15 protein-coding genes and 1 pseudogene are annotated in these 19,696 nt (G+C 75.2%); 5 read left to right on the top strand and 11 right to left on the bottom strand.

Annotated features, from left to right (window positions below):
• Positions 1-26 precede the first annotated feature (26 nt).
• The gene (locus tag AC1VL8_RS07925) at positions 27-683 is read right to left on the bottom strand and encodes a ferredoxin-NADPH reductase (protein WP_483074785.1); all 657 of its coding nucleotides are present in this window, start codon (positions 681-683) and stop codon (positions 27-29) included.
• Between the two features lie 5 nt (positions 684-688).
• Positions 689-1,039, bottom strand: coding sequence for a carbohydrate ABC transporter permease (locus AC1VL8_RS07920; protein WP_483074784.1), 351 nt, complete (start codon positions 1,037-1,039; stop codon positions 689-691).
• Between the two features lie 68 nt (positions 1,040-1,107).
• Between AC1VL8_RS07920 and AC1VL8_RS07915 the strand changes: the two genes are divergently transcribed.
• Complete coding sequence (locus tag AC1VL8_RS07915) at positions 1,108-1,347, top strand: hypothetical protein (protein WP_483074783.1); 240 nt, start codon at positions 1,108-1,110, stop codon at positions 1,345-1,347.
• Between the two features lie 238 nt (positions 1,348-1,585).
• On the opposite strand, the gene AC1VL8_RS07910 is transcribed toward AC1VL8_RS07915, so the two are convergent.
• The 3 genes from AC1VL8_RS07910 to AC1VL8_RS07900 all read right to left on the bottom strand — a co-directional run bounded on the left by AC1VL8_RS07910 (position 1,586) and on the right by AC1VL8_RS07900 (position 5,815).
• Positions 1,586-2,389 carry a carbohydrate ABC transporter permease gene (locus tag AC1VL8_RS07910; protein WP_483074782.1) on the bottom strand — a complete coding sequence of 268 codons (804 nt, stop codon included), beginning with the start codon at positions 2,387-2,389 and terminating at the stop codon, positions 1,586-1,588.
• A gap of 123 nt (positions 2,390-2,512) precedes the next feature.
• On the bottom strand, positions 2,513-3,823 hold the full coding sequence (locus tag AC1VL8_RS07905) for an extracellular solute-binding protein (RefSeq protein ID WP_483074781.1): 1,311 nt from the start codon (positions 3,821-3,823) through the stop codon (positions 2,513-2,515).
• An 81-nt stretch (positions 3,824-3,904) separates the two neighbouring features.
• A complete protein-coding gene (locus tag AC1VL8_RS07900) occupies positions 3,905-5,815 on the bottom strand; it encodes a DUF2264 domain-containing protein (protein ID WP_483074780.1) in 1,911 nt (636 codons plus the stop codon).
• Between the two features lie 181 nt (positions 5,816-5,996).
• Here AC1VL8_RS07900 and AC1VL8_RS07895 point away from each other — a divergent pair, with 181 nt between their 5' ends.
• From AC1VL8_RS07895 to AC1VL8_RS07885, 3 genes are all read left to right on the top strand, one after another.
• A complete protein-coding gene (locus tag AC1VL8_RS07895; RefSeq protein ID WP_483074779.1) occupies positions 5,997-7,904 on the top strand; it encodes a heparinase II/III domain-containing protein in 1,908 nt (635 codons plus the stop codon).
• Positions 7,901-8,971, top strand: a complete 1,071-nt coding sequence (locus tag AC1VL8_RS07890) for a LacI family DNA-binding transcriptional regulator (protein ID WP_483074778.1) — start codon at positions 7,901-7,903, stop codon at positions 8,969-8,971. The genes AC1VL8_RS07895 and AC1VL8_RS07890 overlap by 4 nt, the downstream gene beginning before the upstream one ends.
• Before the next feature lie 456 nt (positions 8,972-9,427).
• On the top strand, positions 9,428-10,528 hold the full coding sequence (locus AC1VL8_RS07885; RefSeq protein WP_483074777.1) for a LacI family DNA-binding transcriptional regulator: 1,101 nt from the start codon (positions 9,428-9,430) through the stop codon (positions 10,526-10,528).
• A gap of 10 nt (positions 10,529-10,538) precedes the next feature.
• On the opposite strand, the gene AC1VL8_RS07880 is transcribed toward AC1VL8_RS07885, so the two are convergent.
• From AC1VL8_RS07880 to AC1VL8_RS07855, 6 genes and pseudogenes are all read right to left on the bottom strand, one after another.
• The gene (locus AC1VL8_RS07880) at positions 10,539-11,270 is read right to left on the bottom strand and encodes a hypothetical protein (RefSeq protein WP_483074776.1); all 732 of its coding nucleotides are present in this window, start codon (positions 11,268-11,270) and stop codon (positions 10,539-10,541) included.
• A gap of 233 nt (positions 11,271-11,503) precedes the next feature.
• Positions 11,504-11,656 (bottom strand): hypothetical protein, encoded by a 153-nt coding sequence (locus AC1VL8_RS07875; RefSeq protein WP_389225387.1) that lies wholly within the window; start codon positions 11,654-11,656, stop codon positions 11,504-11,506.
• A 67-nt stretch (positions 11,657-11,723) separates the two neighbouring features.
• Positions 11,724-13,316, bottom strand: a complete 1,593-nt coding sequence (locus tag AC1VL8_RS07870; RefSeq protein ID WP_483074775.1) for a hypothetical protein — start codon at positions 13,314-13,316, stop codon at positions 11,724-11,726.
• Between the two features lie 25 nt (positions 13,317-13,341).
• Positions 13,342-14,088: a DinB family protein gene (locus AC1VL8_RS07865; RefSeq protein ID WP_483074774.1), complete on the bottom strand. Its 747-nt coding sequence runs from the start codon at positions 14,086-14,088 to the stop codon at positions 13,342-13,344.
• A 140-nt stretch (positions 14,089-14,228) separates the two neighbouring features.
• Positions 14,229-16,457, bottom strand: a pseudogene (locus AC1VL8_RS07860) (DEAD/DEAH box helicase).
• A 433-nt stretch (positions 16,458-16,890) separates the two neighbouring features.
• A complete protein-coding gene (locus tag AC1VL8_RS07855) occupies positions 16,891-17,325 on the bottom strand; it encodes a hypothetical protein (RefSeq protein WP_483074773.1) in 435 nt (144 codons plus the stop codon).
• 81 nt (positions 17,326-17,406) lie between these two features.
• Between AC1VL8_RS07855 and AC1VL8_RS07850 the strand changes: the two genes are divergently transcribed.
• The gene (locus tag AC1VL8_RS07850; protein ID WP_483074772.1) at positions 17,407-18,948 is read left to right on the top strand and encodes a hypothetical protein; all 1,542 of its coding nucleotides are present in this window, start codon (positions 17,407-17,409) and stop codon (positions 18,946-18,948) included.
• The last annotated feature ends 748 nt before the right edge of the window (positions 18,949-19,696 follow it).

The following is a 19,696-nucleotide window of genomic DNA, read 5'->3' as shown; positions in this document are numbered from 1 at the left end:
CAGAGCAGGTCGGGGGTGTGCGGGGGTCAGGCGGCGACGGGCTCGAACGCCGGGCGCAGGGCGAACCGGGTGTTGCCCCACACGGCGTAGAGCAGCGGGGCGGCGGCGAGCCCGAGGCCGATCGCGGGGCGGGAGAGCACGACGCCGCCGAGCAGCGCGAGCACGACCAGGGACACCGCGCTGAGGTACCAGCGCCGCACCCCGAGGTACGCGGACCAGCGCAGCAGGTCCCGCAGGCGGGCGGCGGGCTGCTCGGCCAGGCCGACGACGGCGTGCACCGCGGTCACGGCCACGAGCACGCCGAGGGTCACCAGCACGGGGATCGCGACCGCGCCGGCGGTGTGCCCGAACAGGTACCGGACGTCGACGACCAGCACCGCGAGCACCGCGGTGACCAGCACGCCGAGCAGCAGGCCCTTGCCGAGCGCCCGGCGCCAGGCCCGGGCGAACGTGCGGACGACGCCGTCGGCGCTGTCCGCGAACCCCGCCGCCGCGGCGACCAGCGCCGGGAACGCCAGCGGCGCGAGCAGCACCAGCAGCGGCCAGGACCGCGTGAGGTCCGTGGCGACCAGCACCACCATCAGCGGCGCCGTCGCGACGACCAGCAGCAGGTTGGTCATCAGCCCCAGGTGCACGGCACCGAGCACGGTGCCGAGGGTGTCGTGGGAGATCCGCAGCCGCATCGTCCTCAGCCCTTCAGCCCGGACGTCGCGATGCCCTGCACGAAGTACCGCTGGCCGAGCAGGAAGATGATCGCGATCGGCAGCACCGACAGCACGGAGCCGGTCATGATGAGCGCGTGCTCGGCGTTGTACTGCGAGATGAACGTCCGCAGGCCCAGCTGGATCGTCCACAGGTCGGGGCTGCGCAGGTAGATCAGCGGCCCGAGGTAGTCGTTCCAGGTGTTGACGAACGTGAGCAGCGTCAGCGAGGCCAGCGCGGGCACGGACAGCGGCAGCATGATCCGCCGCCAGATGCCGTACTCGGTGAGGCCGTCGATGCGGGCGGCCTCGGAGAAGCTCCTCGGGGACGGTCTCATAGAACTGCTTCATCAGGAACACGCCGAACGCCCCGAACGCCTGCAGCGCGATGATCGCCAGGAGGCTGTTGGTCAGCCCCATCTTCGACAGCAACACGAACTGCGGGATCATGTACGCCTGCCACGGCACGGCGATGGTGCCGATGTACGTGAGGAACAGCAGGTCCCGGCCGCGGAACCGCGTCTTCGCGAACCCGTACGCCGCGAAGCTGCCGGTGAGCACCTGGAGCACGGTCACGGTGACCGACAGGATCATCGTGTTCTTCAGCCAGGTGGTCATGTCGGACCGCGTGAAGATGTCCACGTAGTTGTGCCACTGGAACACCTCCGGCACCCACTGGATGGGCACCGTGAAGACGGTGTTGTTCGTCTTCAGCGACGACATCACCATCCAGTAGAACGGCAGCAGGATCGCGGCCGCGCAGACGATCAGCGTGACGTACCCGAGCACCTTGCCGACGGTGCCGACGGGCCGCCGGGGCGGGGTGCGCAGCGGGGCCGGCGCACCGGCGGGACGCACGGGCGCGGCGTCGAGGGTGGTGGCCATCAGGCGTCCCTCCGCTTGTTGACGAGGAACTGCACGACCGTGACGGCGATGCAGATCAGGAACAGGACGATCGAGACCGCGGACGCGTAGCCGAACTGGTTCTCGACGAAGCCCTTCTGGTAGATGAACTGCGACAGCACGAGCGTCGACTGGCCCGGGCCGCCGTTGGTCATCACGAGGATCAGGTCGAACACCTTGAAGCTGCCGATGGTGAGCAGCACGGTGACGAGGAACGTCGTCGGCCGCAGGCTCGGCAGGGTGACGTTCCGGAACCGCTGCCACGGGCCGGCGCCGTCCATCCGGGCGGCCTCGTAGAGCTCCGGCGGGATGGTCTGCAGCCCCGCGAGGAACAGCAGCATGTAGTAGCCCATCTCGCGCCAGGTGCCGACGATGATGACGGCGGGCATCGACCAGTCGGACGACGTGGTCCACCCGGGCGGGTTGTCCACCCCGACGGCGGTGAGCAGCTGGTTGATCGGCCCGTACTCGGGGCTGAACAGCATGTTCCAGACGACGGCGATCGCGACGATCGACGTGATGTACGGGAAGAACGCCGCGGTGCGGAAGAACGCGACGCCGCGCAGCTTCTTGTTCAGCAGCAGGGCGAGCCCGAGGGCGGCGCCGAGGGTGAGCGGGATGTGCAGCGCCGTGTAGTACAGCGTGTTCGTCAGCGACGTGTAGAACGACGAGTCGCCGATCATCCGCGTGAAGTTGTCCAGCCCGACCCACGGCGCGGTGCCGAAGGCGTTCCAGCTGGTGAAGGCCAGGTAGAACAGCGCGATCACCGGGATGAGGGTGAGCACGCCGAACCCGACGAAGTTCGGCAGGATGAAGCTTCCAGCCGATCAGCGCGTTCCGGCGGGCCAGCCGCCGGCCGGGGCGCTCGGTGCGCCCCGGCCGACGGGCGACCTCGGGGGTCGTCGACGTCACTGCACGCCCGCCTCGGAGGCGGCGCGCTTCCCGGCCTCCTCGAGGCCGTCGCGGACCGACGTGCTGCCGGACAGGATCGCCGTGTGCGCGTCGTTGAGGATGTTCTGGATCGCGGCGGTCGACGCGTTCGCCGGGTTCTCCGGGTGCACGTCGTGGGTGCTGAACGCGAACTTCGCCAGGTCGTCCGTCGGGACGCCCTCGAGGGAGAAGTACGCGTCGGTGACGGCGTCGTTCACGGTCGCCGGGGTGATGCCGATGGCGGTCAGCGCGGTCGAGCCGGCCTCACCGGCGGCGTACGCGAGGAAGTCCTTCGCGGCCTGGATCTTGTCCTCGTCGATGGCCGGGTTGATGCCGATGCCGGTCGGGTCGGCGAACGTCACGGGGGTGCTGTCCAGGCCCGTGGTGCTGTCGTCGAGCTGCGGGGCCGGGGCGAAGCTCCACGCGAAGTCGTCGGCCTCGCCGCTGGCCTGCTGGGCGATCAGCGTCGCGACGTACCAGGAGCCCATCGGCATCATCGCGGCCTTCTGGGTGCCGAACTGCGACTGGTAGGTCAGCGAGTTCGTGGTCACGGTGCCCAGCGACTCCTGCGCGCCCGCGTCCTGCAGGGCCAGCGCCCGCTCGTAGAACGGCTCCAGGTAGGAGTAGTCGCCGCTCAGCAGGTCGGCGCCCTCGGTCTGCGCGAGCGCGAAGCCCTGGACCGTCGACTGCCACGAGTGCTGGTAGGTCCCCTTCGCGCCCTGGTCCCCGAGCGCGGCGGTCAGCTGCTCGGCCGCGGCGTCGTAGTCGTCCCAGGTCCAGGACCCGTCGGGGTACTCGACCCCGGCCGCGTCGAACAGGTCCTGGTTGTAGTAGAGGACCCAGGAGTCCTGCCGGTACGGGATCGCCCAGGTCTTGCCGTCGACCTCGTACGCGCCGACGCCGTTGACGTCGTCGTCCAGGCCCTCGGCGACGTCCGACACGTCGAGCAGCTGGCCGCCGGCCTGGTACGTGATGAAGTTCTTCAGGTTCTTCTGGACGTACAGGTCCGGGGCCGAGCCCGCGGACAGGTCCGCGACCATCTGGGTGTCGTAGTTGGTCGCGTCGTACTCCAGCACCTCGACCGTGACGTCCGGGTGCTCCTCGTGGAACCCGTCGGCGAGCGTCTGGAACTCCGGGGTGCTCGCCAGGCTCCAGCCGGCGAGCGTGAGGGTCACGGGGCCGTCGGCCGTCTGGTCGCCACCCCCGCCCGACCCGCCGCTGCCGCACGCGGACAGGGCGAGCGCGGCCGCGGCGGCCAGGCTGAGAGCGGTCGTCGTCGAACGCTGCATCGTTGCTCCTTCAGGGGGTCCGGGGCCCGGCTCTGGGTCCCGCGGGGGTGGCCGGCGCGCCGGTGGCGGGCCGGGAGGTGCTCAGTCGGGCAGGTCGGTGCGGGTGACGAGGCCGTCGGGCCAGGTCACGGTGGCGGCGCTGGTCGCGGTAGCGGCGTCGACCGCGACGGTGGCGGTCGACGGGACGGGCGCGCCCGCGAGGGTGACCAGCGCCGCGACCCAGGTGCCGGGGTCGACGGCGACCTCGGCCCACGGGACGTGCACGGGGTCGCCGAGCGGTCCCGCGTCGGTCCGGCGGTCGACGCCCGAGGTCGCCGGGCCGCCGCGCAGGACGTCGACCGCGGACACCAGCGCGCCGGTCACCGGCCAGCCGCCGACCCGCAGCCGCACCGCCGCGGGCACGGCGTCCTCGACCCGGACCAGGCGCAGCTCCCACGGGCCCCGGACCAGCGAGACGACGAGCAGCGTCCCGGCGGGCGACGCGGCGCCCGCGAGACCGGAGCCGTGCTGCTCCTGGGTCGCCGCGGGGGTCAGCCAGTGCGCGCGGGCCCGGGACGCCGCGACACCGACGCCGTCCGCGGTCCGCGGCTCGCCCACGACGTCGAAGCCGGTCCGGTGGCTCGCCCGCCCGGCGGCGTCCAGCAGCACGACCGACCCGTCCAGCGGGTCGGTCCACGCGGCGTCGTCCAGCAGCGGGGCGGTCGCGGTCGAGTAGCCGATCCGCGCGTACAGCGGCGAGTCGCCGGCGGTGCTGCCGGGCAGGGCGTGGTCGGTCCCGTGGTTGACGACGCGGACGATGCCGTCGGCGCGGGTGCCGGCGACGAGCCAGCCGGGGGCGCGGACGGCGCGCAGCGTGTCGGCCTGCTCGACCGGGAGCGGCTCCTCGGGAGCGGTCCACACCGGGTGGTCGGCGGGCAGCGCGAGACCGAGCAGCCCCTTGCTGGCCCAGTACGGCGAGCCCGGGCCGGAGTAGGACTGCGCGAGCCGGGGCCAGGCGTCGTGCCAGCCGAGGGTCAGCAGCCCGCGGTCGTCGGGGGCGCCCGCGTCGGTGAAGTGCCCGACGACCCCCGACGCGGCGCGGCGCAGCAGGCCCGGGGACACCGACGGCACCTCGGCGATAGCGCCGATCCAGAACGGGGCCGCCGCGGCGAACCGGTAGACGAGGCTGCGGCCCTGGAGCAGCGGCGACCCGTCGGCGCCGACCAGGTGCACGGCGTCGGTCAGGTAGCGGTCGAGGTGCGCGACGTCGGCGCGGCGCGCGGCCTCGGGGCGCAGGCCCTCGGCGCCGGCCATCCGCGCCCAGAGCACCGGGTACAGGTGCAGCGCCCAGCCGACGTAGTGGTCGTAGGACCGCTCGGCGCCGTCGGACATCCAGCCGTCCGGGCGGGCGAACGTGTCGTGCGTCGCGAGGTCCGCGGCGACGTCGTCCGCCGACCAGGGGCCGCCGACCGAGCGCAGGAACGTCTGGACGACGGTGCGGAACCACACCCAGTTGATCCGCGGGTAGGTGTCGTCGCCGACCGCGGGCGCGAGGTAGTCGACGACCTGCTCCTGCACGCGCGGGCTCAGCCGGTCCCAGATCCACGGGCGCGTCAGGTCCAGCACCAGGGCGATCGACGCGGCCTCGACCTTGGCCTGCGGGTGCTCCTCGAGCCGCACCCAGCGGTCGGGGGCGTGCGGGTCGGTGCCGGCGGCCAGGCCCTCGGCGTACCACTGCGCGAGGTGCGTGGGGTCGGCGCCGCGCTCCCCCGCCAGCCGGAACCCGGCGAGCAGGAACGTGCGGGCGAACCCCTCGAGGCCGTCGACGTCGCGCCCGTACCCGCCGGCCGGTCCGGGCGGGGTGATCCGCGCGTGCCCCGGGGAGGCGTAGGGGCGGGCGCCGTCGAGCAGCCGGTCCGCGAGCGCCAGCCAGTCCTGCCGGGTCCGGGCGCTGCTGGTCCGGGCGCTGTGCGACGCCCGGTGGTCGCTCGGGGCGGGGATGCTGGTGGTCACGGTGGTCTTCTCCGTCGAAGGCTCGTGGTGTGGTCCGGGTCACGATCGATCCGAACGGGACCGAGTGAATCGTTCAGAAACGATCATGTCAAGGGCGTAACCGAACTGATACGATCACAACAGATGCGATCGAGGCCCTGACCAGGGCTCCCGACGCGACCCGACGGCTCGATGGGGAGACATGGGGACGACAGACGACGCGGGACGGTTCACCGGCCCGCTGGCCGCCGCCTGGGGCGACGCCGCCCTCGCCGACCACCTGCGCACCGTCCTGCTGCCGCCGGGACCGGCGCTGCCCGTGCCGCCCGCCACCGACCGCGCCACCTGGACCGCCGTCGACCCCGCGACGCTCGCCGCGCTGCGCGGGCCCGCGGACGCCGAGGCCGGCACCCCCTGGCCCGCGACCACCGCGACGTCCGTCGCCCGCCTGCACCGCGACGGCGACCGCGACGACCACGAGCAGCGCGTGTTCGCCCGGCAGCACCGGCTCACCCGCGCCGTCGTCCTCGCCGCCGCCGACCTCACGGACGCCCGGCTCGACGAGGTCGCCGACGGTGCGCTGCTGCTCTGCGAGCAGTCGTCCTGGTGCTGGCCCGCGCACGACCGGACCAGCCAGGGCGTCCTGCCCGACGTGACCCGGCCGTTCCTCGACCTCGGCGCCGGGGAGGTCGCCGGACGCCTCGCGTGGATGGACCACCTGCTCGGCGACCGGCTCGACGAGCGGTGGCCCGGCCTGCGCGAACGCATCCGGCACGAGGTCGGCACCCGGGTGCTGCGGCCCTTCGAGGAGGTCCCCGACTGGCACTGGCTCGGGCTCGACGGCGACGTGCACAACTGGAACCCGTGGATCCACGGCAACGTGCTGGTCGCGACGCTCGCCCTGGTCGACGACCCTGCCCGGCGCGCACGCCTCGTGGCCCGGGTGGTCGAGGGCCTGGACCGGTACGTCGCCGTCCTCCCCGCCGACGGGGCGATCGACGAGGGCTACGCCTACTGGTGGAACGGCGCCGCGCGGGCGCTCGAGGCGCTGGACCTGCTGCGGCACGCGACCGGCGGGGCGCTCGACGCGTCCGGGGTCGCGCCGCTCGCCGCGACGGTCGCGTTCCCGCACCGGGTGCACCTGGGCGGGCCCTGGTACCTCAACGTCGCCGACGGGCAGGCCCGGCCCCCGGTCGCGCAGCCCTGGGCGGCGCTGCACCGGTACGCCCGCGCGTACGGCGATGTCGACGCGCAGGCGCACGCCGCCGCGCACCGGGTGCCGGGCGGGCCCGTCGCGGACGTCGACCACGGGCTCGGGCTGCTGGTCCGGGCGCTGACCGACCCGGTCTGGGGCACGGCTGCCCCCGGGCCGTCGCCCCTGCCGCGGGACGTGTGGCTGCCGTCGGTCGCGGTGCTGCTCGCCCGGGGCTCCGCCGGGTCCTCGAGCGGGCTGACGCTCGCGGCCAAGGGCGGGCACGACGACGAGCACCACAACCACAACGACGTCGGCTCGTTCGTCGTCGCGCTCGGCGGGGTGCCCGTCGCGGTCGACGCCGGCCGACCCACCTACACGCGGCAAACCTTCTCCGACGACCGGTACGCGATCTGGACGATGCAGTCCGCGTGGCACAACGTCCCCGAGGTCACCGGCGTCGGGCAGCCCGCGCTGCGGTCCGCGGCGGCACGGGACGTGCGGGCGGACGTCGCCGACGCCGGCAGCGGGCTCGAGATGGAGCTCGCGGACGCCTACCCCGGGTCCGGGGTGCGGTCGTGGCGGCGGTCCGCGCGGCTGGCGCGGGGGGCGGGGGCGTCGGGGGTGGTCACCGTCCGGGACGCGTGGGACGGCGGCGGCGATCCGTCGCGGGTGCGGGTCCTGCTGGCCGGCGACGTGACCCAGGGCCCGGCCGGTCTCCTGGTGCGGGCGCTGGACGGCGCCGGGACGGTGCGGGTCCGCTGGTCCGGGGACGTCACCGGCGCCGAGCTGGAGGTGCGCACGCTCGACGACCCGATGCTGTCCGACGTCTGGGGCGACGCGCTGACCCGGCTCACCCTCACGCTGGCGCCGGCCGCCGCCGGGACCGTCGAGGTCACGTTCGAGGAGGTCGCGTGACGGCCGAGGCCCCCGGACCCCTGGCCGTCGACCGCCGCGCGCAGGTGCTCGACGTCCTGCAGCGCACCGGGTCCGCACGCGTCTCCGAGCTGACCGAGGCCCTCGGCGTCACCGCCGTCACCGTCCGCCGGGACATCGCGCAGCTCGCCGCCGAGGGCCTGGTCCGGCGGGTGCACGGCGGGGTGACGCTGCTGACCGGGGCCGCGGACGACGCGGCCGCCGCCGACGGCGCGCCCCGGGGGTCGACCGTCGGGATGCTCGTGCCGTCCCTCGACTACTACTGGCCGGGCGTCGCCCGCGGTGTCGAGGCGGCGGCACGCACCCACGGGCTCGGCGTCGTGCTGCGCGGCAGCTCCTACGAGAGCGACGACGACCGCCCCCAGCTGGAGCGCCTGGTCGACCTCGTCGGGTCCGGCGGGCTGGTCGTCGCGCCCCGCACCGACACCCCCACCGCCGCCGCGACCCTGGCGTGGCTCGCGTCGACCGGCGTGCCGACGGTGCTCGCCGAGCGCGCCGCGCCCACCGCCGCGTTCGACACGGTCCACTCCGACCACGCCGAGGGCGCCGAGGCCGCGGTCCGGCACCTCGTCGGGCTCGGGCACCGGCGGCTCGGCCTCGTGGTCAGCGCGCACAGCCCCACCGGCCCGAACCTGCGCCGCGGCTGGCTCGACGCGACCGCCGACGTCACCCGCACCGTCGACGTCGCGACCCCCGACCCCGGCCGCCCGGGCTGGGACGACGCTGTCGCGGGGATCGTCGCGCAGTGCCGCGCCACCGGGACCACGGCGCTGCTCGTGCACGCCGACGCCACCGCGGTCGCGCTGGTCCAGGCGTTCGAGCAGCACGGCGTCGACGTCCCCCGGGACCTGTCGCTGGTCGCCTACGACGACGAGGTCGCCGGCCTGTTCAGCCCGCCGCTCACCGCCGTCCGCCCGCACCGGCACGCCCTCGGCCACGCGGCGGTCTCCCTGCTGACCGCCCGCCTCGCCGACCCCGGCCGCCCCACCCACCGCGTCCAGATCACCCCGAGCCTCCGCATCCGCGACAGCACCGCCGCCCCGCGCTGACCCCCGCCTCACGCACCCGCGCCGCCCGGCGCGCCTCCGCGCACGCCCGCGCCGCCCCACGCACGCGCGAGCCGCCGCCTCGGCGAGAGGTCACGACACGCCGGTTCGGGCGCACCCGGGTCCGCGTGTCGTGACCTCTCGTCCGATCTCCGGGGCGGAGGGACCTGGACACCGGAGGTCGCCTCGCCACCGCACGCCCCTCTGCGTCGAGATCGCAATACCTGCCTGCACACCCCCGCGCCCGCGCAGGCAGGGAGTGCCGCCTCGGCGAGAGGTCACGACACGCTGGTGCGGGCGCACCCGGGTCCGCGTGTCGTGACCTCTCGTGGCCGGTCCGGGGTGGGGGTGGGGTGGGGCGGGGTGGGGTGGGGGCCGTGGGGGTGCCCCCGGCACCGCTAGGGTCGGGTCCGGGCCGGGGCGGCCCAGGACCAGCGGACCCGGGACGGGGGACGGCGCGTGACCGACGGGACCACCCGGCACCTGGCCGTGAGCAGGCGCGCCCAGGTGCTCGACGCGCTGCACCGGCTCGGCACCGTGCGGGTGTCGGACCTGGCGACGGAGCTCGACGTCACCCCGGTCACCGTGCGGCGCGACATCGCGCAGCTCGTCGCCGAGGGGCTGGCGCAGCGGGTGCACGGCGGCGCGACCCTTGCGGGCACCGAGCCCGCGGTCGAGGCGCATCCCGTCCCGGACGAGCCCGGCGGCACGCTCGGGATGCTCGTGCCGTCGCTCGACTACTACTGGCCCGGCGTCGCCCGCGGTGCCGAGGAGCGCGCGGCGGCGAGCGGCCTGCGGGTCCGGCTGCGGGGCTCGTCGTACGACACCGAGGACGAGCGCCCGCAGCTCGAGCGGCTGCTGCGCGCCGGGGACGGCGCCGCGGCGCTGCTGGTCGCGCCCGCGCTGGACAGCCCGCACGCCGGGGACGTCCTCGACTGGCTCGCGGGGCTCGACGTGCCGGTGGTCCTCGTCGAGCGCACCGCCCGGGCGGGTGACGGGCACGCCGCGCTGGAGTCGGTCGTCACCGACCACGCGCTCGGGGCCGAGGCCGCGGTCCGGCACCTCGCGGACCTGGGTCACCGCCGGGTCGGCATCGCGCTGAGCAGCCACAGCCCGCACACCCCGGACCTGCGCGCGGGCTGGGCGCGGGCGGTCGCGGCCTGCGGCCTGGACGCGTCGGACGCGGTCGACGTCGACCTGCCCGACCGCCGGTCCCCGGACTGGCAGGACCGGATGGAGCAGGTCGTCGACGCCGCGCTGCGCACCGGGACGACGGCGCTGGTGGTGCACTCGGACCCCGAGGCGATGGCGGTCGTGCAGCACTGCGAGGACCGCGGTGTCCCCGTGCCGGGCGCGCTGTCGGTGGTGGCCTACGACGACGAGGTCGCCGGCCTGTTCAGCCCGGCGCTGACCGCGGTGCGACCGCCGCGCGCGTGGGTCGGTCGGGCGGCCGTCGACCTGGCGGTGGCGCGGCTGGCCGACCCGGACCGGCCCGTGCACCGCGTGGTCGTGAGCCCGAGCCTGGTCGTCCGCGACTCGACGGCACCGCCCGCTTCCTGATCGTGCGGGCTCAGCGTCCCGCGTGCCGCGCCCCGCGCACGACCGCCAGGCCCGCGTCCGACCCCAGCGCGGCGGCTCCACCGGGCTCCGCGCAGGCCCGCAGCAGCGCCGCCAGGGCGGGGGCGTCCAGCGGAAGGGCACTGGCCGGGACGAGGACGCCGCCGTACATCGCGCGGAATCGGGCGTCCCTCCGCCGCCGGGCCACGACCGACACCGCGGCCTCGTCCCGAGAGAGCACGAGCACCCGTGCCGCGGGCCCGTCGGGCTCGACGACCCGCCGGACCTCCGCCCACGGCACCCGGCTGGTCACGTCGCGCTCCCGCACGACCAGGGCACCGGGGGTCAGCCAGACCCCGGCCCGCAGGGTGCGGCGCACCTGGCCGCCGACGACGAGGACGACCGGGACCAGCACCGCCGCGAGCAGCACCCCCGCGCCGAGCCGGGCGTCCGCCGCGGACCCGGATGTGGCGCCCAGGACCAGCGCGACGAACGCCGCGGTCGTCCAGGTGCTCAGTGCCGGTCCGAGGAGCCACCGCAGGGGATGCTGGTGCAGCACCGTCGCCGGCTCGCCGTCGAGCGCGCGGGTCGAGAACCGGCCGCGCGGTCCGACGCCCCGGGCCTCCCGGTCGCGGAGCACCCGGCCGGCGAGCAGCAGGGCCCCCACGCCGACGATCCACACCCCAAGCCCGACCGCGCCCGCCTCGTCCCGCCCGGCGACCGCCACGAGCAGCCCGGACGCCACCAGTCCGACGATCGTCGGGAAGCTCGCGGCGGCGCGCCCTCCGGTTCGCGCGCCGGAGCGCCTCGACGGGGTCCGACGGGGGTGGCGTCACGCCCGGCACCGTACCCGCCGCGTCCGGGACCGGCACTCATGCCCGCGGTGACCCCTGGCGTGCCGGCGCCGACGCCCCGATCCCGGACGCAGGGCGAGCCACCCCGGTCGGGACCGGGGTGGCTCGCGTCGGGCGTCGTCGGTCAGCGGTGGCCCGAGGACCCGCCGCGCTTCGTCACCTTCTGGAACAGCTCCTTCGCGCGACGCTGGTTCTCCGGCTTCGCCATCTCGCGCTGGGCGATCCGAACCGCCTGCAGCGCGATCCCGCTCTTCATCGCCTTGCCCAGGAACCCCATGTGGTCGCCTCCTCGGTGATCGGTGTACGGCGACGGTAGAGCGGCGCGGGCGGATACGCGCGCCGGGTCACCGCCACTGGTACGTCGCGTGGTGCGCGAGCGCGCGTGCCGCCTCCTCGGTCAGCCCCGGGTGCCGGAGCAGCATCGCCGCCTCGATCTCCCGGCCGAGCACGGCGAGGTCGGGCGTTGTCCGGTTCGCCGGGAGGTCGACGGCCTCGGCGACGAGCTGCTCCACCCAGGCGAGCGCGGAGGCCGGCAGCTCGTCGGCGGCCAGCGCGGCGAGCGTGGCCGCCCGGCGGGCCTGGGGTTCCGGCGACCCGGCGTGCCCGAGGTGCGCGACGACGGCGGCGCTGACGGCCCGGGCCTGCGCCCAGCCGTACGGGTACAGCTCCGCGTCCGGGTCGTCCTCGCGGGCGCGGCGGTCGTCCAGCTCGGCGATGAAGGCGTCCACCCGGTCCTGATCGGTCAGGCCGGGGGTGTCGAACCGGGTCGGTCGCACGTCGTGCAGCGGTCCGTGCCCGCGACCGGCGGCGAGGCTCGCCACCTGGTGCAGGAACACCCGGCGGGCATCCGCGACGTCGGCGACGCGGGCGATCACGCGGCTGCGACCCATGTCGGAGTAGTGGACCTCGAAGAACCGCCCCCGCCGACGGAGGTCGACGTGCTCGCTGCTCAGCCAGGTGGGGAACCCCTCGACCGCGAACTCCATGCCCTCGACCGCCCCCATGTCCTGGGCGGCGACGCGGATGTCCGCGAGCGCCGCGCGGGGGTCGGCCGGGTCGACCGGGCGGGTGCCGGGGGGCGGGCCGTGCGGCGAGGGCGCGGGTCGGTGCTCGGCCTGCGCCTCCTGGGTCGCGCGCAACCGCAGGGTCGCCAGGGTGACGGGCTGCTCGAGCTCGCGCGCCGCGCCGGGACGCGTGTAGTGCCGCAGGACGCGGGCGGTGGCGTCGGCGTCGAGCGCGTAGCCGGTGGTCTCGATCGTGATCCGGCGGTCGTCGTCCGCGCGGGGCTCGGGGCGGACGTCGACCAGCTCCGGGCGCCTCGCCCACACCTGGACCGTGGCGCCGGGTGGGGTCGGGCCGGTGACGGCGACGACGTCGGTCCACGCGACGCGGCGCACGCCGCGCCGGTCCCGGACCGTGAGGTCGAGGGACGTCAGCCAGATGCCCTCGACCCGTTCCCTACGGGCCAGCACCACCGCGACCCAGAGCACCCCGATCCCTGCCGCGACCAGCAGCGCGCCGCCGACCACCCGCGCGGCGCCGTCCGCCTCCAGCACGAGCACGAGCACCCCCCACCCGGTCAGCAGCAGCCCGACGGGGGCGACCAGCGCGCCGACGATCCACGCGGACACGGGGTGCTCGACGAGCACCGTGGCGGGCGGCACGTCGCTCCGCCCGGCCAGCACCGGGCCGACCCAGGCCGTACCCGCGCGCTGCCGGGCGGTGACGACCACGTCGGTCAGCACCGCCAGGCCGAGCAGCACCAGGAACGACCCGACCAGCACCAGCCCGGGTTGGTGCAGGCCGTTCGCGAGGACCAGGGCCCCGACGGCCGCCGGCCCCAGCGCGAGCGCGGCCGCGACGTACACGGTCCGCGGCGTCCGTCGCCGCACCGGCGGACCGGGGTCGGCGGCAGCGGGTGCGAGGGGCGCGGTCATGCCGCGACGGTACCGGGAGCCGGGCTCACCCCGCCGCGATCACGTCCAGGTCCCGCACCGCGTACCGGTGGTGCTCCCACTCCTCCTCGAGGATCGTGTGCAGGCAGCTCAGCGTGGTCTCCGGGTACTGGGGCGCCCACGGGTTCGCGCGGACGACCGCCAGGTCCTCCGCGGTGATCCCCGCCAGGTGCTCCCGCACCATCGCGACCCGCCCGGCCCGGACCTCCAGCACCTGCTCCCACGTCGGGTCCGGCGTGCTGAACACGGCGGGGTCGTTCCCGTCGGCCGCGTACTCGGCGTTCGGCTGCCCGATCGGGTGGAACGGCTGCTCGACGCCCAGGACCGCGCGCCGCAGCCACACGTCGGTCGCCATCACCAGGTGCCGGAGGGTCTGCGCGAACGACCACTCCCCCGCCACCTGCACGTCGACCGTGCCGGGCGGCATCGCCGCGACCCGGTCCAGGGTCGCCGCCCAGGTCCGCTCCACCGCCGACCACGCCTCGCGCAGCCCCTCGGGGTCGGTCGCCCGGCGCAGCGACCGGCCCGGGAACCGGCGGTCCAGCTCGGCGTCGACGTACGGCGCCACGTCGACGCCGTTCACCAGGAACGGCCGCTCGGCGCCGGGCAGCCACGGGGCGTCCAGGTCCACGCCGTCGACCTGCACGCCGCGCAGCACGGCACCCGACAGGTCGGCGTGGACGAACCGGGCGCCCCGGACGTCGGCGTCCACGACCTCGGCGGCGTGCAGCTGGTCACCGGTGAAGCGCATCATCGCGGCCTCCTCGTGTCTCGGCGGAGTGGCGTCGTGCGGCCTAGTCTTCGACAAGAACCCGTCTTGGTGAAGGCTGTGCGCCTAGCCTCCACCAACGAGGCGCGGCGCTGAAGGCCAGGAGGCGCCGCGTCCCCGCCGCCTCACACCCCCGCCGCGCCGACCCCCACGCCGCCGAACGCGTCCACGAGCATCCCGACCAGCGCCTCGGCCTGCACGTCCGCCGACGCGTCCACGTCCTCGTCCCCGGCCCCGTCCAGCGCGCGGGCGGCGAGGCCCGACTTGCTGTCGATGAGCCCGGCGATCCGCGCGTCGACGGTCTGCGCCGCGATGACCCGCCACGCGGTGACCGGCTCGGACTGCCCGATCCGGTGGATCCGGTCGATGGCCTGCGTCTGCTCGGCGTAGGTCCAGGACAGCTCGGCGAGCACCAGGTTGGACGCGACCTGCAGGTTCAGCCCGACGCCGGCGGCGGTCAGCGAGCAGACGACCACCTGCACCTCGGGGTCCTCGACGAACGCGGTGACGTTCTTGTTGCGCACCCGGGTGGTCTGGTCGCCCCGGATCGACGCGAACGTGATGCCGCGGTCCGCGAAGACGCGCTCGGCCTCGTCCATCACGTCCACGTGCTTCGCGAAGAACACGACCTTGCCGACGTTGCGGGCCAGCTGCGCGGTGTAGTCCGCGGCCAGACCGGCCTTCGCCTGGCCGATCTTGCGGACCATCGTGAAGACGTTCTCGCCGGTCTTCTTGGAGGTCGTGTCCTTGAGCTCGGCAGCCGCGACCCGGCGCGCGAGCTCGAGGTCCAGGCCGTCGGACGCGTCGCCGCCGCGGGCCTCCACGGCAGCCCGGTACCGGCCGACCAGCCGCTCGGTGAGCGCGGCCTCCGCGGCGCGGATCGAGCGTCCGGCGGCGCCGTCGAGCTCGACCGGCAGGTCCGCGACCCGGCGGGCCGGGATGTCCGCGACCACGTCGGCCTTGCGGCGGCGCACGATCCCCATGTCGATCACCGCGGACCGCGCCGCGGCGGAGAACCCCGGGTCCGCCGGGTTGAGGCCGGTCGCCTCAAGCGCCGTCATCAGCGTGCCGAGCGGCTTCTTGTCGTCGATCCAGCCGAGCAGCTGCCAGATCGCCCGGAAGTCCTCGATGTCGTTGATCAGCGGCGTGCCCGTCAGCGCCATCAGCAGCGGCCGCGCCGTGCGGGAGCGGATCCGCTCCGACAGCGCCAGGACGTGCTGGGACCGCTGCGAGCCCTTGTTCTTGATGAAGTGCGCCTCGTCGACGACCATCCCGCGGAAGCCCAGGTCGCCCAGCCAGCCGACGTGCCGGTCCAGCAGCCGTAGTTGACGACCACCACGTCGGCGAACCCGTCCACGCGGTCCCCGTCGCCGTGCACCACGGTGACGCGTCGCTGCGGCGTCCACAGCCCGACCTCGTGCGCCCAGTTCGTCTTGACGACGTTCGGCGTGACGACCAGCAGCGGGTACGCGCCCGCGGCCTCGGCGGCGAGCAGCGCCTGCGCGGTCTTGCCGAGCCCCGGCTCGTCGGCGAGCAGGAACGTGCGGTGCCCCGCGGCGGCCGCGGCGACGAGCCGGGCCTGGTGCGGCATCAGCTCCCGGCCCCGCGGCGCCGTCACGAAGCGCGGCTCCGGCAGCCTCCATGCAGGCGGGCTTGCCGGTCGCGGCCTTCTCGAACGAGCGGAACAGCGGCTCCAGCAGCTCCCAGCCGGCCAGCCGGCCACCCTTCGGCGTCGCCCGCTCGGCCGCGGCCTCGAAGTCGGGGGCGAGGAACGGGTTCGCGCGCTGCCGCGCGATCACGGACTGCGGGACCACCCGGTGCTCGGTCACGGGGGCGACCTCGACGGTCTCCTCGGGCTCCGGCTCCTCGGGCGGCTCGATGCCGGCCTCGCGCAGCAGCGTCGCCTTCAGGGCGCGCCCGGCGTCGGAGACCTTCGCGTCCTCGGCGAGCAGCTGCAGCAGCGATGGCTCCCGGGCGGCGATCTTCGCCAGCATCGTCGCGACGCCATCGAGCCGCTTGCCCTCCTCGGTCCGCTTCGCCTGCGACAGCGAGGCGTCGGCCTGCACCCGCGCGCGCTCCTCGCGGACCAGCAGCGCCACGACCTGGAACATCGTCTTCATCGACGCCTTGATCGGCGGACGCTGGACCGCGCGCTCCACCTCGCTGGCGGCCTGGGCGAGCACCGGGATCAGCCCCTGCTCGGACCGCCGTGGCGACCGGCGACGCTGACCGCCGCCACCGCCACCGCCAGCGGGACGTGCGGCACGGCTGCGCTGGGCACCGCCCCCGGAGCTCGGCCCCGCACCGCCGTCGGTGCGTGCGCGCCCGGAACGGCGTCCACCTGCTCGTGCCACATCTCCTCCTTCACCTGCGTCCGCGCCGCTCCTGCGACACGGGTGGGCCCAGCCGCAGCCGCCGACGACCGGGCCGGCGGGCTCGTCGAGCCCCGTCGGCGACCTCGGGACGGACCCGGCGCCGCGGTCGTGCTCCACCGCGCCTGGGCGACCTCCCGGCCACCAGTCCCACGACCACAGCGACGAGCCGCGCGCGACCCGCCCACGCGAGGGACCCACCCCGCCGAGGTGCGCGCCACGCCCGGACGCGGGCGCCGCCACGACGGCGACCCCCTGGCGCCTCCGGCGATCCGCCGGGCTGCCCATGCCTGCTCCCGGCGGTCCGCGGCCGATCATCACGACCGCCCGCCCGCCGGACAGCGCTGAGCCTATCGCGCGCGGGGGTGCGTGCGGTGTCGGGACGCGGCCGGGGCGGCCGGTGCGGGCCGCGGGCTCAGGCGCCGAGCGCCGCCGCGGCTTCCGAGACCGCGTGCTCGTGCTGCCGCCGGTCGAACACGAACGGGCCGAACCCGGAGTACGACCACGCGGGGCGGTACGGCTGGGTGAACCCGGACCACCGGACCGACTGCTCGGTGAGCGTCACCTCGGCCTCCAGCGGCCAGCAGCTCACCTCACCGCAGTCGCACCCGAGAAGCCAGACGTGACCACCCTCGGGCACCTGCGCCCGCTCGATGCCGCGGTAGTAGTCGACCAGGTCACCGCACCGGAGGTGGGCGGGGACGAGACCCGCGTACGCCCCGGCGGGTGTGAAGCCCTGGCTCTCCTCGAAGGCCGCCACGCTGTCGAGGAGCCGCACGCCGTCGACCGTCGGGACGAGCGCCGAGACGCCGCACGACTCGGTGACGGCGAGACCCAGGACGTTGACCACGCGGGCAGTGTGGCACCGCGAGGGCTTCGCAGCCGAGACGCGTGGCCGCACAGGTCGGTCTTCTGCTGACAGGATCAGCCCGTGATCAGCCACTGCGCCGCGCGGGCGCTCGCGCAGGGACTCGCTGCGGCCGCTTCCCGGGACGACGCCGCGGCGTGGGAAGCCGGTGTCGAGTCCCTTGCCGGGCTCGACGGCGCGGCGTGGCTCGTCCTCGACCAGGCGGCCCGGACCGCTCGCCAACCCGACGGCAGCGCACCCGTGAGCCGCAACGGCAGGTGGATGCGGGCGGCACTCAACGAGCCGTCGGGGTTCGTCGCCGCCGTCGCGAGCCTCCACGTGGACGGCAGGGTGCGGGAGCGCGCCGTGCACGTCCTCGCCACCGCCCCACGCGCCGTCGCGGTCCCTGCCCTGGCGGTGCGGCTGCTCGACCACGTGCCCGAGGTCCGGGCACGCGCGTGGGAGGCGCTGCCGCATCCCCGACGGCTTGAGGACGCGGAGGCGCTCCTCGACGTCCTGCTGGCGGGAGCCGACCGGCAGCACGCCGCAGACGCGTTGACGAGGGTCGAGGTGGCCGTTGTCGACACCGACCCCGCGCTGCTGCCGGAGCTGCTGGCGTCCGGGCGGCGACGCGTCCGACGGTGGGCGTTCCAGGTGGGGCACGACCGGGGTCTGCTCACCACCGGCGTGCTCCTGTCCGCCGCCCTGGCCGATCCTGACCAGTGGCTCCAGGCTCGCTGCGCGCAGTGGCTGTCCGAGCGCGACGAGCCCGGGGTGCTCACCGGCTTGCTCGGTGCCAGGTCGGTCGAGGCTCGCCTGATCGCCCTCGACCGCGTGCCCGACCGCGACCTGGGCGACGACGCGCTGCGCGTCGCGCTGGTCGACCCGGCGCCCCGTGTCCGCGAGGTGGCCCGGTCGCGCGCACGACTCCGCGGCTGGGACGTCGCGGACCACTACCGCCGTCGGCTGGACGAGCACACGTCGCCCCGGATGGCCGCCGCGTGCCTGGACGGTCTGGCCCTGACGGGGAACGAGGCCGACCTCCGCGCAGCCGTCGCCAGGCTCCGCCACCCGAGCCCGCGGGTGCGTGCCGCGGCCGTGACCGCCGTCCACGCCCGCGCTGCGCACGACGACGCCGCCGAGCGCCTGGCGCCGATGCTCCTCGACCCGAGCACGCGCATCTGCTCCGCCGCGGCACGCGCACTCGCCCGGCTCGGCGCCCCACCGGCGACGGCGGAACCGGCATGGGCGTCCGACCAGGTGTGGAGCCGGCGCTCCGGGTGGCGCGTGCACCGCGCGCCGGGCGGCTGGCACCGCGTCGAGGCAGACCTGCGCGCCGCGGCTGACCCCGACCAGGCGCTGGCCACGCTCGGGCGCTTCGGGATCAGCACCTGGCTCGAGGTGAGCGCCGCACGGACGTGGGCACCGCTCGCGGACGACCAGCGGGCGCGGATCGCGGCACTGCTCGACCGGGCGGGCCTCGACGGGCCCACGCGTCGGTCGGTGGCGTTCCACGCCGGCGTCGACGTGGTGGACCAGGACGGGGCGCCCGGGGGCGGCGAGGTGTCTGCCGGGTCGCCCGCCAGACGCGGGCGGGGGTGGCTGCGCCTCGTGCGCGGCGGGTGACGCCGCTCCTGTCCACGTCCGGAGCAGCAGCGGACCATCCGGTGACCGACGAACGGCAGGATCGACGCGAACCCCACCGCGGGGCTGGCCCGTACCGCCTGGGAATCCGTCGCTGTGCGGCTGGGCAGATTCGAACTACTCACACCCGATTCAGGAGTTCGATCTTGGACGGTCCGTGACGCGCCGACCTGCGCAATTACCTACGGGCATCTCATTCAATGGTCGTTGTCGGAGGCCTCGCCTGCCACACGCTGACCATGCAGTCACCGGATAATCCATGAACGTCGCGCTACCTGCGACCTGAGCGACGCCTACGGCACCGTGGCCACGCGATCGTCAACACCGCCATCGGCACCCACTTCCGCGTCGCCCATCACAAATTCGGGACGAGATCGCGCCGCCTGCAATGAGGTTCTGGCACGGCGGCCGCGCCGACGGGTCCGCCCCCGCTGCATCACGACCCAGCGAGTCCCGCCCGGCAGAAACCCGCTCTACGGCCATGACTTGTGACAGAACGTCGGATTCACACTGTCGATCGCCACTCAGGAAGCGACGAAAATAGCCGCTCCCGCGATCGTCGCCACATGAAACTTCCGCGACGATGCGAGACGTGAAGCAAGATCACCGGCGGCGCGTCTCGGAGCCTCGACGGGCGAGCGGTGCACGCGGTCGTCACCGTGTCCGAGCTGTATGACGCGCTGGGTTGGGTGCAACTCCACAGTAGCGGCCGACCGCGCTGTGAGAGATT

The organism is Cellulomonas sp. KU4C (genome assembly GCF_056868065.1).
The sequence above is the reverse complement of the archived record's forward strand: the minus strand, read 5'-3'. Positions and strand labels throughout refer to the sequence as shown.

Excerpts from the sequence above, each read along its gene's own strand:
- AC1VL8_RS07865 (WP_483074774.1), bottom strand. The coding sequence starts at position 14,088 with ATGATGCGCTTCACCGGTGACCAGCTGCACGCCGCCGAGGTCGTGGAC.
- AC1VL8_RS07895 (WP_483074779.1), top strand. The coding sequence starts at position 5,997 with ATGGGGACGACAGACGACGCGGGACGGTTCACCGGCCCGCTGGCCGCC.
- AC1VL8_RS07920 (WP_483074784.1), bottom strand. The coding sequence starts at position 1,039 with ATGAGACCGTCCCCGAGGAGCTTCTCCGAGGCCGCCCGCATCGACGGC.
- AC1VL8_RS07870 (WP_483074775.1), bottom strand. The coding sequence starts at position 13,316 with ATGACCGCGCCCCTCGCACCCGCTGCCGCCGACCCCGGTCCGCCGGTG.
- AC1VL8_RS07875 (WP_389225387.1), bottom strand. The coding sequence starts at position 11,656 with ATGGGGTTCCTGGGCAAGGCGATGAAGAGCGGGATCGCGCTGCAGGCG.
- AC1VL8_RS07925 (WP_483074785.1), bottom strand. The coding sequence starts at position 683 with ATGCGGCTGCGGATCTCCCACGACACCCTCGGCACCGTGCTCGGTGCC.
- AC1VL8_RS07905 (WP_483074781.1), bottom strand. The coding sequence starts at position 3,823 with ATGCAGCGTTCGACGACGACCGCTCTCAGCCTGGCCGCCGCGGCCGCG.